General features: G+C 70.1%; 9 protein-coding genes and 1 pseudogene. 3 read left to right on the top strand and 7 right to left on the bottom strand.

Features of this window, described 5'->3' with window-relative positions:
• Positions 1 to 5: 5 nt before the first annotated feature.
• Both GVO57_RS01005 and GVO57_RS01000 read right to left on the bottom strand, forming a co-directional pair.
• Positions 6 to 1,547 (bottom strand): flavin-containing monooxygenase, encoded by a 1,542-nt coding sequence (locus tag GVO57_RS01005; protein WP_160591108.1) that lies wholly within the window; start codon positions 1,545 to 1,547, stop codon positions 6 to 8.
• 161 nt (positions 1,548 to 1,708) lie between these two features.
• Positions 1,709 to 2,677, bottom strand: coding sequence for a glucokinase (locus tag GVO57_RS01000; RefSeq protein ID WP_160591106.1), 969 nt, complete (start codon positions 2,675 to 2,677; stop codon positions 1,709 to 1,711).
• Positions 2,678 to 2,838: 161 nt separating this feature from the next.
• On the opposite strand from GVO57_RS01000, the pseudogene zwf reads away from it, so the two are divergent.
• Both zwf and edd read left to right on the top strand, forming a co-directional pair.
• A pseudogene (gene zwf, locus GVO57_RS00995) lies at positions 2,839 to 4,289 on the top strand (glucose-6-phosphate dehydrogenase).
• On the top strand, positions 4,282 to 6,102 hold the full coding sequence (gene edd, locus GVO57_RS00990; protein WP_160591104.1) for a phosphogluconate dehydratase: 1,821 nt from the start codon (positions 4,282 to 4,284) through the stop codon (positions 6,100 to 6,102). Before zwf ends, edd begins: the two are co-directional and overlap by 8 nt.
• Before the next feature lie 23 nt (positions 6,103 to 6,125).
• On the opposite strand, the gene GVO57_RS00985 is transcribed toward edd, so the two are convergent.
• Genes GVO57_RS00985 through GVO57_RS00975 form a run of 3 tightly spaced genes read right to left on the bottom strand, consistent with a single transcriptional unit; the run spans position 6,126 to position 10,058 of the window.
• Positions 6,126 to 7,298 (bottom strand): GNAT family N-acetyltransferase, encoded by a 1,173-nt coding sequence (locus GVO57_RS00985; protein WP_160591102.1) that lies wholly within the window; start codon positions 7,296 to 7,298, stop codon positions 6,126 to 6,128.
• A 47-nt stretch (positions 7,299 to 7,345) separates the two neighbouring features.
• A complete protein-coding gene (locus tag GVO57_RS00980) occupies positions 7,346 to 8,236 on the bottom strand; it encodes an endonuclease/exonuclease/phosphatase family protein (RefSeq protein WP_201752758.1) in 891 nt (296 codons plus the stop codon).
• Positions 8,133 to 10,058, bottom strand: a complete 1,926-nt coding sequence (locus GVO57_RS00975; RefSeq protein WP_201752666.1) for a methyl-accepting chemotaxis protein — start codon at positions 10,056 to 10,058, stop codon at positions 8,133 to 8,135. The genes GVO57_RS00980 and GVO57_RS00975 overlap by 104 nt, the downstream gene beginning before the upstream one ends.
• A 219-nt stretch (positions 10,059 to 10,277) precedes the next feature.
• Here GVO57_RS00975 and GVO57_RS00970 point away from each other — a divergent pair, with 219 nt between their 5' ends.
• Complete coding sequence (locus tag GVO57_RS00970) at positions 10,278 to 11,207, top strand: hypothetical protein (protein WP_160591098.1); 930 nt, start codon at positions 10,278 to 10,280, stop codon at positions 11,205 to 11,207.
• A gap of 10 nt (positions 11,208 to 11,217) precedes the next feature.
• On the opposite strand, the gene GVO57_RS00965 is transcribed toward GVO57_RS00970, so the two are convergent.
• Complete coding sequence (locus GVO57_RS00965; protein WP_160591096.1) at positions 11,218 to 12,792, bottom strand: hypothetical protein; 1,575 nt, start codon at positions 12,790 to 12,792, stop codon at positions 11,218 to 11,220.
• Between the two features lie 17 nt (positions 12,793 to 12,809).
• On the bottom strand, positions 12,810 to 14,933 hold the full coding sequence (locus GVO57_RS00960) for a TonB-dependent receptor family protein (protein WP_160591094.1): 2,124 nt from the start codon (positions 14,931 to 14,933) through the stop codon (positions 12,810 to 12,812).
• Positions 14,934 to 14,941: the final 8 nt, after the last annotated feature.

The following is a 14,941-nucleotide window of genomic DNA, read 5'->3' as shown; positions in this document are numbered from 1 at the left end:
GGCGCTTATTCCGCCGGTTCGAGCTGCCGGGTCGCCGCCGGCAGCTTTTCGCCCTTGCGGGTGAAGGTCATCGCCCCGTCATCGACCTTGCCGAACCTCAGGTCCATCAGGTCCAGCGCGTAATTCTGGTGGACCCGCCACGGCCGTTTGGACCCCTGGCGCGGCAGATGCGCGATCGCCCGCTGCACATAGCCCGAGCTGAAATCGAGCCAGGGCATCGCCTCGACCTCGGGATCATCCAGCACCGGCGTCGCAATCTGCGTCCCCGTGCGGTCCATATGGTTGAGCAGCCGGCAGACATAGGCGCAGGTCAGGTCCGACTTCAGCGTCCAGGACGCGTTGGTATAGCCGAAGGACGAGGCGAGATTGGGGATCCCGCTGTACATCATCGCCTTGTAGCTGACCGTCTGCGCAATGTCGCGCGGGCTGCCGTCGACGGTAAAGGTGACGCCGGCCAGCAGCTGCATGTTGAGCCCGGTTGCCGTGACGATGATGTCGGCGGCAAGCTCGCGCCCGTCCTCCAGCCGGATGCCCTGCTTCGTGAACCGGTCGATGCGTCCGGTCTCGACCGAAGCGGTGCCGGCGCGGATCGCGGCGAACAGGTCGCTGTCGGGCACCAGGCACAGCCGCTGGTCCCAGACATTGTAATGCGGCGTGAAATGCGTCTCGACATCATAGCCGGGCGGCAGCTCTGCGCGCACCCGGTCGAGCACCCATTTGTTGACCGCCTGCGGATCGCGCCGCGTCTTGTTGTAGAAATAAAGCCCGAACAGCACATTCTTCCAGCGCGTGATCGCATAAGCGAGCCGCGCCGGCAGCACCGCGCGCAGCGCATTGGCCACCCGGTCCTCGGCCGGGCGGGTGACCATATAGGTGGGCGAGCGCTGCAGCATCGTCACATGGCCGGCGGTGCGCGCCATTTCGGGCACCAATGTCACCGCGGTCGCGCCGCTGCCGATCACGATCACCCGCTTGCCGGCATAATCCAGATCCTCGGGCCAGTGCTGGGGATGGACGATGCGCCCGGCAAAATCCTCCCGCCCCGCAAAATCGGGCGTATAGCCGGCGTCATAGCGGTAATAGCCCGAGCACATGAACAGGAAGCGGCAGGCAAAGCGCCGGCGCACCCGTTCCGCCCCGATCTCGACCGTGACCGTCCAGGTCGCGCTGGCCGATGACCAGTCGGCGCTCACCACCTTGTGGCCGTAACGGATGTGCCGGTCGATGCCATGGTCGCGCGCAGTGTCGCGCAGATAGGCCTTGATCGACGGCCCGTCGGCAATCGCCTTGGCCTGTTTCCAAGGCCGGAACGAATAGCCGAGCGTGTGCATGTCGGAATCCGAACGGATGCCGGGATAGCGGAACAGATCCCATGTCCCGCCCAGATCGTCGCGCCCTTCAAGGATCAGATAGGATTTGTCCGGGCACATGGTCTGGAGGTGCCAGCCCGCGCCGATGCCCGAAATGCCCGCGCCGACGACCAGCACATCGACCCGTTCGATGCCGTCATCGCCCGTCACGACCGCCATATCCGGTTCCACGCCCATCGCTCCGCCTCCTGTGTCGCCGCGCCCGGCCTTGCTGGCCGGCATTTGGGCTGGGCTTTTGCTGCCGCGCGATCAGTTTTCTATCCGAACCTAACCCGGATCGGCGGGGCTGGCGACCCCCCGTTTCGCACGGCTGTGGACGTGGCCCGGTGCGGGGTTTTTCAGGCGTTCAGGCGGGCGGCAAAGGCGGCTGCCGCCCCCAGCAGGCCGGGCTGGGGATGGGTGACGATCCTGACCGGCAGGGCGGCCATGCGCGCTTCGAACCGGCCCTTGGCGACGAAGCGGTCGCGAAAGCCCGAACGCGGCAGATGCGCGGCGAGCCTGAGGCCCAGCCCGCCCGCCACCACCACCGCGCCGGCACCCTGCGCGAGCGCGAGATCGCCGGCCACGGCCCCCAGGCTCATGCAGAACCGCTCCAGCGCCGCCACCGCCAGATCGTCGCTGCCCTCCAGCGCGCGGGTCCACAGCGTCCGGTCGTCAACCGGCGCGACCGGGCGCTGCTCGATCATGGCCAGCGCCTGATAAATGTCGGGCAAAGCGGGGCCGGCCACCACCCGCTCCACCGACACGCGCCGGTGGCGCTGGCGCAGCAGCGCGAGGATCTGGTCGTCGATCGCGTCCAGAGGGGCGAAATCCATATGCCCGCCCTCGGTCGCGACCGCGCGGTCGCCGCCCGCGCTCCGCACCAGCATCGCGACGCCCAGCCCGGTGCCGGGGCCGAGCACGGTGACCACGCCGTCTGCGGGCAGCGGCCCGTCCGGCCCGCACAGCGGCACCAGCTGTGCGGGGGCGAGCGCTGCGACCGACTGGGCGACGGCCTCGAAATCATTGACCATCGCCAGCGCGTCGATGCCGAGTTTTTCAGGCAGTTCAGCCGGGCGGATGACCCAGGGATTGTTGGTCATCTTGATCGTGTCGCCATCGGCGGGGGCTGCGACCGCGATTGCCGCCGCGCGCGGCAGCGGCCGGCCATGCGCGGCGGCAAAGGCGGTCCAGGCGCTCGCCAGGCTGACATGCTCGGCGGCGCGGATCACGGTTTCCGGGCCAAGCTGCGCGACCCGGCGGCCATCCAGCGTCGCGACCGCGAACCGCGCATGGGTTCCGCCCAGATCGACCGCGACAATCTCCATGCCCGTCCCGCTCCCCGCCTGCCGTTCCGCCGCTTATCGACGGAAATTGCGGCGTCTTTCGCATGGACAGGCGCAATCGCCAATGGCGGTGAATACGAATGCCCGATAAGAGCACTCGGCCGCCGATGACGCTAGGGCGGCAGCCACAGTTTGGAGCGCGCATGGCAGACCCTCATCAAACGCTCATTCTTTTCGGGGCAACCGGCGATCTTGCGCACCGGATGCTGTTTCCCTCGCTCTACAATCTGTTCCGCGACGGTCTGTTGCCTGCCGACATGCGCATCATCGCCTCCGGGCGGGGCGAAATGGACGATGCGGCGTTCCGGGCGAGCATCGACCTGGCCCGGTTCCTGCCCGCCGACCGGTTCGATGCCGATGCCGCGACGGCGTTTCTCGACCGGGTGAGCTATTGTGCGGTGTCGGGCGATCCGGCGCAGTTCGCGCGGCTGCGCGCGCTGGTCGGCGACCGGCTGGACCGGGGCGTGTCGGTCTATCTGTCGACGCCGCCGGCGCTGTTCGCGCCGATGGCGCGCGGTCTGGCCGATGCGGGGCTGGCCGGCGAACATGTCCGCATCGCGATGGAAAAGCCGATCGGCCACGATCTTCAGTCGTCGCAGCAGGTGAATGACGCGGTCAATGCCGTGTTCCCCGAGCGGCGGGTGTTCCGCGTCGACCATTATCTCGGCAAGGAAACGGTGCAGAACCTGCTCGTCCTCAGGTTCGGCAACATGCTGTTCGAGCCGCTGTGGAATGCGACCGCGATCGAACATGTCCAGATCACCGTCGCCGAGACGGTCGGGCTGGAAGGGCGGGTGTCCTATTATGACGGCGTCGGCGCGCTCAAGGACATGGTGCAGAACCATCTGCTGCAGCTGCTGGCGCTGGTTGCCATGGAACCGCCGGCCTCGATGGCCCCGGCGGCCGTGCGCGATGAAAAGGTCAAGGTGCTGCGCTCGCTGCGCCACATGACGCCCGAAACGGTCGGCCAGCTGAGCGTGCGCGGCCAATATGGCGCGGGCGCGGTCGGCGGCCAGCCGGTCAACGGCTATGCCGAGGAACTGGGCGCGGCGTCCAACACCGAGACGTTCGTGGCATTGAAGGCGCATATCGACAATTGGCGCTGGGCAGGGGTGCCCTTCTACCTGCGCACCGGCAAGCGCATGCCGCAGCGCCATTCGGAAATCCTGATCCAGTTCCGCCCGGTTCCGCATTCGATCTTCGCCCGGCGCGGGCCGGGGCTCAATGCCAACCGCATGATCATCCGCATCCAGCCGCAGGAGAATATCCAGCTGCAGGTGATGGCGAAGCAGCCCGGGCTGGACCGCGACGGCGTCGCGCTGCGCGAGGTTGCGCTCGATGTGTCGCTGTCGACCGAGGCCGCCGGGCAGCGCCGCCGCATCGCCTATGAACGGCTGCTGCTCGATCTGGTCGAGGGCGATCCGACGCTGTTCGTGCGCCGTGACGAGGTGGAGGCGGCATGGGCGTGGATCGATTCCATCCACGGCGCCTGGGCCGCGACCGGCCAGGAGGCCCGGCCCTATACCGCCGGTACCTGGGGCCGTCGGCGGCCATTGCCCTGATCGAACGCGACGGAGCCAGCTGGCATGACTGAACTGCATCCCGAAATCGCCGCCGTCACCGCGCGCATCGTCGCGCGCAGCCGGCAGACCCGTCAGGCCTATCTGGATCTGGTCGATCGCCAGCGCGACGCGGGCACCAATCGCGGCTCGCTGAGTTGCGGGAACCTCGCGCACGGCTTTGCCGCGGCTGAGGAGGACAAGGCCAGCATCCGTGCCGGGCGCGCGATGAACATCGGCATCGTCACCGCCTATAACGACATGCTGTCGGCGCATCAGCCCTATGGCCGCTACCCCGAGCAGATCAAGATCTTCGCCCGCGAACGCGGCGCGACCGCGCAGGTGGCGGGCGGGGTGCCGGCGATGTGCGACGGCGTGACCCAGGGCCAGACCGGCATGGAGCTGTCGCTGTTCAGCCGCGACGCCATCGCGATGGGCACGGCGGTCGCGCTCACCCATGCGATGTTCGAAGGCGCGCTGCTGCTCGGCATCTGCGACAAGATCGTGCCGGGGCTGCTGATCGGCGCGCTGCGGTTCGGGCATCTGCCGATGATCCTGGTGCCGGGCGGCCAGATGCCGTCGGGCATTCCCAACAAGGAAAAGGCGCGGGTCCGCCAGCTTTATGCCGAGGGCAAGGCGACGCGCGAGGAGCTGCTCGCGGCCGAGGCGGCAAGCTATCATTCGCCCGGGACCTGCACCTTTTACGGCACCGCCAACTCCAACCAGATGATGATGGAGGTGATGGGCCTGCACGTGCCCAATGCCGCCTTTGTCCATCCCGGCACCAGGCTGCGCCAGCAGCTGACGCGCGCCGCCGTCCACCGGTTGACCGAAATCGGCTGGTCCGGCGACGATTACCGGCCGCTTGGCCGGTGCATCGATGAAAAGGCGATCGTCAATGCCGCTGTCGGGCTGATGGCGACCGGCGGATCGACCAACCATGCGATCCACCTGCCGGCGATCGCGCGCGCGGCGGGCATCGTGATCGACTGGGAAGATCTGTCGCGCCTGTCGGCGGCGGTGCCGCTGATGACGCGCATCTATCCCAATGGTTCGGGCGATGTGAATGATTTCGCGGCGGCGGGCGGCATGCCGTTCGTGATCCGCGAGCTGCTGGATGCCGGGCTGCTGCACGGCGACATCATGACCGTGGCGCCGGGCGGCATGGCCGCCTATCGTCACGAACCGGTGCTGGACGGCGAGGATCTGGCCTGGATCGCGCCCCCCGCCGAAAGCCGCGATCCGTCGATGCTGCGCCCGGTTGGCGATCCGTTCCAGCCGACCGGCGGGCTGAGGCTGTTGGCCGGCAATCTCGGCCGCGCGGTCATCAAGACGAGCGCGGTCGAGCCGGACCGCTGGATCATCGAGGCCCCGGCGCGGGTGTTTGATGACCAGAATGACGTGCTGACGGCGTTCCGCGCCGGCGAACTCGACCGCGATGTGGTGGTCGTCGTGCGCTTCCAGGGGCCGGCGGCGAACGGGATGCCCGAACTGCACAAGCTGACCCCGGCGCTGAGCGTGCTGCAGGACCGCGGCCACCGCGTCGCGCTGGTCACCGACGGGCGCATGTCGGGGGCAAGCGGCAAGGTGCCGGCGGCGATCCACCTCTATCCGGAAGCGCTGCATGGCGGGCCGGTTGCGCGGCTCGCCGATGGCGACATGGTGCGGCTGGATGCGGTTCAGGGCACGATCGAGGTGCTGGACCCGGCCGCGCTCGACCGCGCGCCCGCCGCAGCGCCGTTGCCGGCCGAGGGCAATGGCCGCGAGCTGTTCCGCATCTTCCAGACCGGCAGCGACGATGCCGAACGCGGCGCATCGGCGATGCTGGCGGCGCTGGAGCGGGGCTGAGCGCGAACCGCCTGCGCCGCCCGCTACCAGCCATGGCGGGCGAGCGCGGGCGTGAGCATCCGGTCGAGCGCGCGGGCAAAGCCGGTGAGCAGCGCCCGGCGCACCGGCCCCAGATGGCCGGCATGGACGGCCAGATATTCGATCTCGCCGCGCGCGCCGCGCAGCCGCTTGAACGCGCCCGCGCCCGCCGATCCGTTGATCGCCAGCCCGTGCCGGCACGCCCAGTCGGCATACATCCAGCTTGCGATCCGGTAGAGCGCGGCCGAACGCGGCGCGCCGGTATCATATCCGGCCATGAACGGCGTCATCACCCCGGCGCGCGCGATCATGCCCGTTGCTGCCATGATCCGTCCATCGGCGGCCCGTGCCAGCCGGTAACGCGCCATGCCGATATCGCCCATCATCCGGAAAAATGCCGGGGTGAAGGCGGGATTGAGCGGCGAATGGCGTTCCAGATAGAGCATCGCGTAAAGCGCCGCGATCCGCTGCGCATCGGCATCGTCCAGCGTGTCCGCATCCTCGATCCGCAGCCCCGATGCCTTGACCGCGCGCCGGTCATTGGCGCTGTTGTTGCGCGGCCGCCAGTCGCGGGCGGGATCCTCGGTCACCCAGATCTGCCGTGCCGGCATCAGCAGCCAGCCATCGGCGCTGGCCGCCGCCAGCAGCGCGGGTGACGACCAGCGGTCGAGCGAGCGCAGCACGATCAGATGATCGGGAAAACGCGCAGCGAGCAGCGCGCGGAGCGCGGGCAGGTCCGTTCCGTCCCAGCCGTCATGCAGGCTGGTCGCCGTCAGCCAATGGTCCAGATGCACGGCGGCCTCGACCCGCGCGACGCGGAGGAGCAGATCAACGAGGCCGAGCATCCCGCGCGCCGCCAGCCTTGCCGCCGGTGACGGCAGCAGCCCCAGCTCCCCCAGCGGATAGCGCGCATAGGCGCTGCGCAGATTGGTGACATAGGCGGGCCCGGCGCGCCGCCCGTCCGCGCCATCGACCATCACGGGCCAGCCGCGCCCGCCCGCGCGCAGCAGCATCGGCCGGGCGGTGACATTGCCGGCAAAACCGGTGCATCCCGCGCGCCCGAGTGCGGCGACAAAGCGTGCCGCCGGGGCCGGATCGCGGGCCAGCGTCGCTGGATCCTCGACCAGCGCGGGCGCGCCGGGGGACGGGCAAAGATCGGGGACCGGGCCGGGCTGCACGCCGCCTGATAGCGGGCGACTATGTCGTTCCAGAGACGGCGGGCGGATCAGTGCGCGATGCGCACCGACACCGGGCAATGATCGGACGGGTGGGTCGTCTCGTCCCCGTCATACAGATATTCGGCGAACGAGCCCTTCACCACCCGCGCGGTCGCGCGCGTGCCGGTCGCGATATGGTCGATGAAGCGGCGATAGCGGGCGACGCAGCGGGCCTCGGCGTCGCCTGCGGCCAGCGTCAGCGCCGCGCCCGCCGGGCGGCCGTCATCGACCAGCGCGCGGAACCCGTCGCCCGGATCGGCCAGCCGCCGGTTCCAGTCGCCGAGCACGGCGAAATCCTCTCCAGCTGCCGCGCGGGCGTCGATCCAGCGTTCGAGCGACCGGCCCTGGGCGAACAGCACCGGGCAGTCATCATCCTCGGGATCGCGCCCGGCCGCACAGCCCGATTTCAGATGCACGGCGAGCAGCCGGACCGGCCGCGCCCCGCCGATCGTCACATCGACGCCCCAGCGCAGTTCGGGATTGCCGACGCCAATTGCCCGCAGGTCGCGGTGGCGGGTGATGGGAAGCGTGCGGCGGATCGCAAAGCCGACATCCTGGCGGCGGATAGAGGCCCCCGGCCGGTCGCGGCATTCGCCGCCCTGGCCGCGATCGGGCCGCGCCGACATGACGATCCGGTAGCGCGCGGGATCGAACACGCGCGCGGCGGCGGCGGCGTTTTCCACCTCCTGAAATGCGATCACATCGGCATCAAGCGCATCGGCGTGCCGCCTGAGCAGCGCATAATCTGCCGGGCCGCGCGGGCGGCACCCGGCCCCGTCGGCGGCCGCCAGATGTTCAAGGTTCCAGCTGGCGATGCGGATCGACGGCGTGTCCGCCGGTGCGGCGGGCGCGGCCGGGGCGCAGGCCGCCCCCGACAGGCCGAGGGTCAGCGACAGCAATGCGGTCAGGACCGGGCGACGGGGGAAACGGGCGATGGGCATCGCCCGCCCTTAGGGCATTTTCGAGCCGGGCTGAACCGCCCGGCGACCCGGACACCGCTCTGGCCAAGGGCGGGATCAGGCGGCGCGCGCCGCGATCCCCCGGCGGCCCTGCCGGATCAGAAGCTTGCCCAGTCGTCACCGCCACTGTCGGGGCGGCGCAGCGCCGGCACCGCCGCGGCGGGCAGCGGCCGGGGCGCAGCGGGCGCACGTGCCGGCCGGGGGCGGGGGTCGCCATGCTCGCCGACGGCCGGGGCGCGCTCGCCTGAGTGCCGGGCCGGCCGCCGCCGGTATTGAACGCCGCCGCCTGGCCGGCCAGCGCCTCGACCTCGGCGGTTAGGTTGCGCGCGGCGGCAGAGGTTTCCTCGACCATCGCGGCATTTTGCTGGGTCGCCTGATCCATGGCGAGGATGGCGGTGTTGATCTCGGTGATCGCCGAGGCCTGGGAGCGGTTGTCGGCCGCGATCTCGCCAAGCAGGTTGAACACCGTCGACACATCGGTCGAAATGTTCTGGAGCGCGCCATCGACCCGCTCGACCGCATGGACGGCGGTGCCGATTTCGGCCTGGGTGACGGACAGCTGGTCGCGCGCGCGCTTCGCCTCTTCCTCGGCGCGCATCGCAAGGGCGGAAACAAGGTCGGCGACGACGGCAAAGCCGCGTCCCGCCTCGCCCGCGCGGCCCGCCTCGACCGCCGCGTTCATCGCCAGAACGCGGGTCTGGAAGGCGATCTTGTCGAGACCTTCGATGACGCTGTCGATGCCCTTGGCGCTGTCCGACACGCGGGTCATTGCCTGCACCGCCTCGTCGGCGACCGAGCGGCCATCGCCCACGGTTGCCAGCGTCTGGTCGGCGCGTTCGACCGTGCGGCCGGCGGCGTCGGCGGTCGCCTTCAGCCGCTGGTCCATCTGCGCGATGGCGGCGGAGGTTTCCTCAAGGCTGGCGGCATTGGCTTCGGTGCGGCGGGCAAGGCTTTCCGACGCCTTGCTGATCTCGGCGGATTCGCCGCGGATCGCGGTGATGCTTTCCGACAGGGCGGTGACCAGCTGATGCAGGCTTGCCAGCGCATCGTTGAAATCGGTGCGCAGCTGCGCATAGCCCTCGGGGAATGCCTGCGCGATCGCGCGGGTCAGGTCGCCGTCGCGCAGCGAGGCAAGGCTGGTGCCCAGTTCGACAAGGATCGTGCGCTGCGTTTCCGCCTCGCGCTCGCGCTGGGCGGCGGCGGATTTTTCCGCCTGTTCGCGCAGCGCATTCTCCTGGTTGATCTTGTCGAACATCTCGACCAGCCGGGCGCTCGTCCACACCAGCACCCCGGTTTCGATCAGCAGGATCACCGCATGCAGCAGCACGCGGGCAATGTTGCTGCCGCCGGTGAACACCCAATCCGGCGCCGCCATGCCGAGGATCAGGTGGTGAACCGCAACCACCAGCGTCGCGCCGATGATCGCGCGCCAGTCGCACAGGATGGTGACCGTCGCGAGCACGGCGAAGAACAGCATGTGCAGATCGGTCTGCCAGGCATAGCCTTCGAACACGAACAGCAGCAGCGCCGGGTAGACGGGCACGCTCAGCCCCAGCGCCAGCCGCGTCTGATCGTCGGTCTTTCCGCCCAGCGCCGCCATCACCGGATGGACGGCGAGCGCCACCGCCAGCAGCGCGCCGACCAGCTTCGACCCGCCCACGAACAGGGCCGAGCCGAGCGTGGCCACCGCCAGCCCGGCGCACAGCGCGGCCAGCACCTGCACGCCCACCAGCCGGATGCCTTGCAGGGAAAGACTGTTCATGCCCAACATCACTTCCTTGTTGCGTCGCGCCCGGATCGCCGGGGTGCGGCCTTGGGCCGGCGCGCGGTCGCGCCGGATGATGCATCCATTTTAGACGATTTTTCCGCGATCCTCCGGGCGGCGGTGGGAAATGAGGGGCGATGCAAAGCTTTGCATGCCGCTTGTCCGGCCCCGACGGTCATGCGAGCGTTGCGCCCGTTTTGATGCGGGAGACGAACGATGCTGGTTGCCGTGATCGCCGTGCTGCTGATGGCGGCCCCCGGCCCGGACATGATCGTCGTGCGGCCCGACCAGCCGGTGGCCGCGCTGGTGGAGGACCGGCCAGTCGCGCTCGGCCTGCGCACCGGCTCGATCGACCGCATCAACCTCAATGCCGCAACGGTCGCCCGGCTGGGGCTGAAGCCGGCGGGGCTGATGGGCAAGGTGTCGCTGAAGATCGGCCGCACCCGCATCATGGACGGTCGCAACCGGCCGGTCGGCTATGCGGTCGGCGGGCGCACGGCCAAGGGGCGGGTGATCTGGTTCGACGGGCTGGATGGCCCGCATGACGGCACGATCGGGCCGTTCGCCTTTCCGCAGGCCCGGATCGCGGTCGAACTGGGCGGGGGCGGCGGTCAGGCCCATGCGTTCCCGCTCGCCGGGGCCATCGACACCGCCGGCTACACACCGGTCGAGCGCGGCAGCGCGGAGGGTAATCCGGACGGGCGCTGGGGCTTTGGCCTGTCCTTCGGGGTCGAGCATGACTATCGCCTGCCGCTCGCCTCGGCCGCGACGGGGGCGGCGCTGCTTGCCGAACTGGGCGGCACGGTGACCGATGAGGTCTGGGACGAGGAGATTCTGCTGGGCGTCACCCGGCCGGTCCGCCGCGTCGTGCTGGCCCGCCCGCTGGAGATCGGGCCGTTCCGGCTCACCGAAATCGCGGTCCGGGTGCGCGACCGGCGCGACGCGATGGGCGCGGGGGATGCCCTGCCCGAACCGCCGCGCCCGGATGATGATCCCGCCGAAATCGTCGTGACCGGCAGGCAGCAGGGCGGGATGCGGCCGATCTACACGCTGGAAATCGGCCGCCCGGTGCTGGCGGCGTGCCGGTCGATCACCTTCGACAAGGCGGCACGCCAGATCCTGCTCGACTGCCCGCCCGCGTCCTGAGCGGGGGCGGTCATCGCCGCCCGGCGGCCGCCCGGTTCCGTGCCGCTGCCCGCGCCTTGCGGTCGAGGATCAGCCCCGGCACCGCCAGCCCCGCGATCAGCAGCAGGACGACCAGCCCGACGATCACATTCATCGCCGTGCGGCCGAGCGGGAACAGGAAGTTCCATTTGTGCGCAAGGCTGAACGCCAGCCGTTCGGGCTTTTGCCAGTCGGCCACCCGGTCGGCGAGCGCACCGGTCGCGGTGTCGATGAACAGCGTCGCATGGACGGGCGCGCCATAATCGACCCGCCACACCGGCAGGCGCTTGTTGCGGAAATCATAATCCGGCCCGAAACGGGTGATCAGCCTCATGCCCGTAATCGCGCTGTCGGGCGCGCCGCTGAACCGCCCGGCGATCATCCGCGCCAGCGCCCGGTCGCCATCCGCCCAGGGCTTGCCTGACGCAGCGTCGATGTAGAGCGCCGGGCCGGTCGGCTGCACGCCGTCAAAGCGCGCGGCGCGGATTTCGGCGGCGGTGCGCGGCAGGGCGGGTGTGGCCTCGGCCCTGGCGTGACCGCCATGGTCATGCTCGCCCCCGCTCTGTGCGCTTGCGTCGCGCGCGAGGCCGAGCCGGTAGAGCGCCCGTCCGCCCGGCCCTTCGACCAGCGAGACATGATCGACCGTGCGGCCCGCGGTCAGCGCGCGCCACTCTGCCTCGACCGGAAAGCGGCTGCCGGCCAGTTGCACGGGCGGGGCGAGGCGCATCTGGCTGGCCGGCGGGGCGATCGCCCCGGTCAGCAGATGCCAGATGCCGCTCGCCGCGAACAGGAACAGCGGCAGCGCCAGCAGCCAGGCCATTTGCCGGTGCCAGCCGCGCGCGCCCGGCGGCCGTTTGCCGCGCCGGACGGTCGCCAGCATCGCCATGCCGGTCACCGCCAGCACGACGAGCCCGCCGACCAGCACCGTGATCACGGCCACCCGCACCACCGACAGGCCCGGCGGCACCCAGTCCCAGTTGTGGAGCAGCCGGAACACCGCCTGCAGCGCCGTCTTGGTGCGGTTGTTGACCGCCGCCAGGCTCGACGTTTCGGTATGGACATAGGCGGTCAGCCGGTCGTCGCCGGCAAAGCGGATGCGCCACACCGGCAGCAGCCGGTTCACCCACGGATAGTCGCCGTCAAAGCCGTTCTGCAGGGCGATGTCCGCAACCGGGCGGCGTTCGCCAAGGAAGTGCCGCGCGATGAAGATTGCCTGCGCGCGGTCATGGCCGCGAAGCTCCGCGCCGGTGCGGGGATCGAAATAGCGCCGGGGTGCGGCCGGCGCGGTCGTCACCTGCCACAGCGTCCCCGACGGTCCCGCCACCGTGCGCACCACCGCTGCCCGGTCGATGCCGGCGGCGGCGAGGGTCGCCGCCACCGGCCGCGCGCCGGCCAGGTCGAGCGGCGCGCGCGGCGGCATGAACACCGCCTGTTGCGGGCCGCCCAGCACCATCGCGATATGGGCAAGGGCCGACAGCCCCCAGATCAACAGGCTGGCCGCGCCCGCCCGCGCGAGCCAGCGATGGTTGGACGCCGCGAACCGGGCGATCCTGTGCTTGAGCGCCATGGCCCTTATCTCCCGGATCAGAAGCGCGCGGTCACGCCGCCGAAAAACGCCCGGCCCTGGCCCGGCGTATAGGCGGCGGCGCGCTCGCGCTGCTGGTTGGCGACGGTGGCGACGTTCGAGATGTGGACGACGTCGAACAGATTCTCGACCGATCCGAACAGCCGCAGCCGGGGCGCGATATCGACCCCGGCGGTCAGCCCGACCAGCTCGTAACCGGGCGCACGCTCGGTATTGGCATAGTCGGTCCAGGGCGAATCGATGATCCAGCGGATATTGGCCGACACATAGAAACGGTCGCGCGCGTCGAAGCGGATTTCGCTCACCACCACATGGCGCGGCACGCCGGCCAGCTGGTTGCGGCCATAGACCGGATCGTCGACGAAGCGGAAATCGTTGAGCGTATAGGCGGTGCTCAGCCGCAGCGACTGGCCGCGCGCCGCCAGCCAGTCGCGCGCGACGAACAGGTCGATCCCGGCTTCCAGCCCCTGATGGACGGTGCGGCTGCCATTGGTCGTGACCGACGACGCTCCGTTGTTGATCGCGGTGTCGAGAAACTCGTTCTCGACCTCGGCGCGGTAGAGCGCCACGTCCCACGCGATCACGCCGCGCTGGCCGCGGCTGCCGATCTCGAACGTCGTCGCGCGCTGCGGCGCAAGGGGGGCGAACGGAAATGCCCCGCCCGCCGTCAGGTCGGCCAGGCTCGGCGGTTCAAAGCTGCGGCTGATATTGCCGAACAGCTGCGCGCCGCCGCCCAGATCGGCGATCAGGCCGATGCGCGGGTTGAACTGGTCATAGACGCCCCGGCCGCTGACCGCATTCAGCTCAGCCGTCACGTCCCGCACCGCGCGCGCATATTGCCCGCCGGCGATCAGGTTCAGCCCGCGCAGCAGCGCCAGATCCAGTTCGGCAAAGCCGACCAGCAGCGATGAATCCTGATCCGACTGGTTGCGCAGCGCGCCGCGCCGGCCGCTGTCATTGGCCCAGGTGCGCGCCGCATTGTCGGCGCTGGCCAGCCAGCCGCCGACGCTCCAGCGGCTGTCGAGCCCGCCCGCCAGGCTGAACGTGCCGCCCAGCCGCGCCGAGACGCCGATTTCGGTTTCCTTCTGGTCGATGATGCCCGCCAGCCGGGTGATCGCATGATCGAGCACGCGCCGCGCCGCCCAGCCGCCCAGCTCCAGCTTGGTGGCGCCCAGATCGATCGCCGTCAGGTTCGACAGGCGCAGCACCGACAGGTTGCGGTCCCAGTCATCGGCGACCGGGCCGGGATCGAGCACGCGCACCGGCCCGCCGGGGAAGAACGGGCCGATCTGCACCGGCCGCCCCGCCGCGCGCGGATTGGCGAGCGCATCGGCCAGCCGCAGCGACCCCGCCAGTTCGAACCGGTCGCGCAGCGCGGTCAGGTAGAAACGGGTCTCGACCGCGTCGCTCGCCCGCCAGCCGACATTGGCATGACCATAAAGGCTGCGGACGTCGCTGTGGACGCGGTAGCCATTGGTGGTGAGCCCGGTCAGGCCGACGAAATAATCGGCATCGCCCTCGGTTCCCGCTGCCGACACATTGCCGCGCAGCGTCTCGAAGCTGCCGCCTTCGAGCCGCATGGTGAGCGGCGCGCGCGCGGTCCGCCCGGTCGGGCTGACGATGTTGACCGCACCGCCCAGCGACGCCGCGCCATAGCGCAGGCCATTGGCGCCCTTGAACACCTCCAGATAGCGGATGGTGAGGGGATCGACCTCCTGAAACTCGGTGCTGCCGCTTGCCCGGCTGATCGGCACCCCGTCGCGCAGCACGGTCAGGCCGCGCCGTTCAAAGCCGGAGTTCAGCCCCGATCCGCGGATCGACAGCCGGCTTTCGCGCTGGGCGCTGGTATCGGCGAACACGCCGGGGGTGAGGACCAGCGTGTCGCCGATGCTCTGCGCGAAATCATCGGCGAACACCTCATCCTCGACAAAGCCGATCGCGCCCGGCACGCGTTCGAGCGCGCGGCGCGCCTGATCGGCCGAGGGGGCGGTGGGTGTGCCGATGCGGGCGGCGGTCACGACGATCACGTCCTGGCGCTGGCCGATGCCCTGGGCGAAAGCGGGGGCGGCGGGCAGCAGGGCGGTGCCGGCAAGCGCGGCGGCAACAAACTTGGTGCGGGTCATCAACGAAA

It is taken from the genome of Sphingomonas changnyeongensis (assembly GCF_009913435.1).
GTDB lineage: Bacteria > Pseudomonadota > Alphaproteobacteria > Sphingomonadales > Sphingomonadaceae > Sphingomonas_B > Sphingomonas_B changnyeongensis.
The sequence above is the reverse complement of the archived record's forward strand: the minus strand, read 5'-3'. Positions and strand labels throughout refer to the sequence as shown.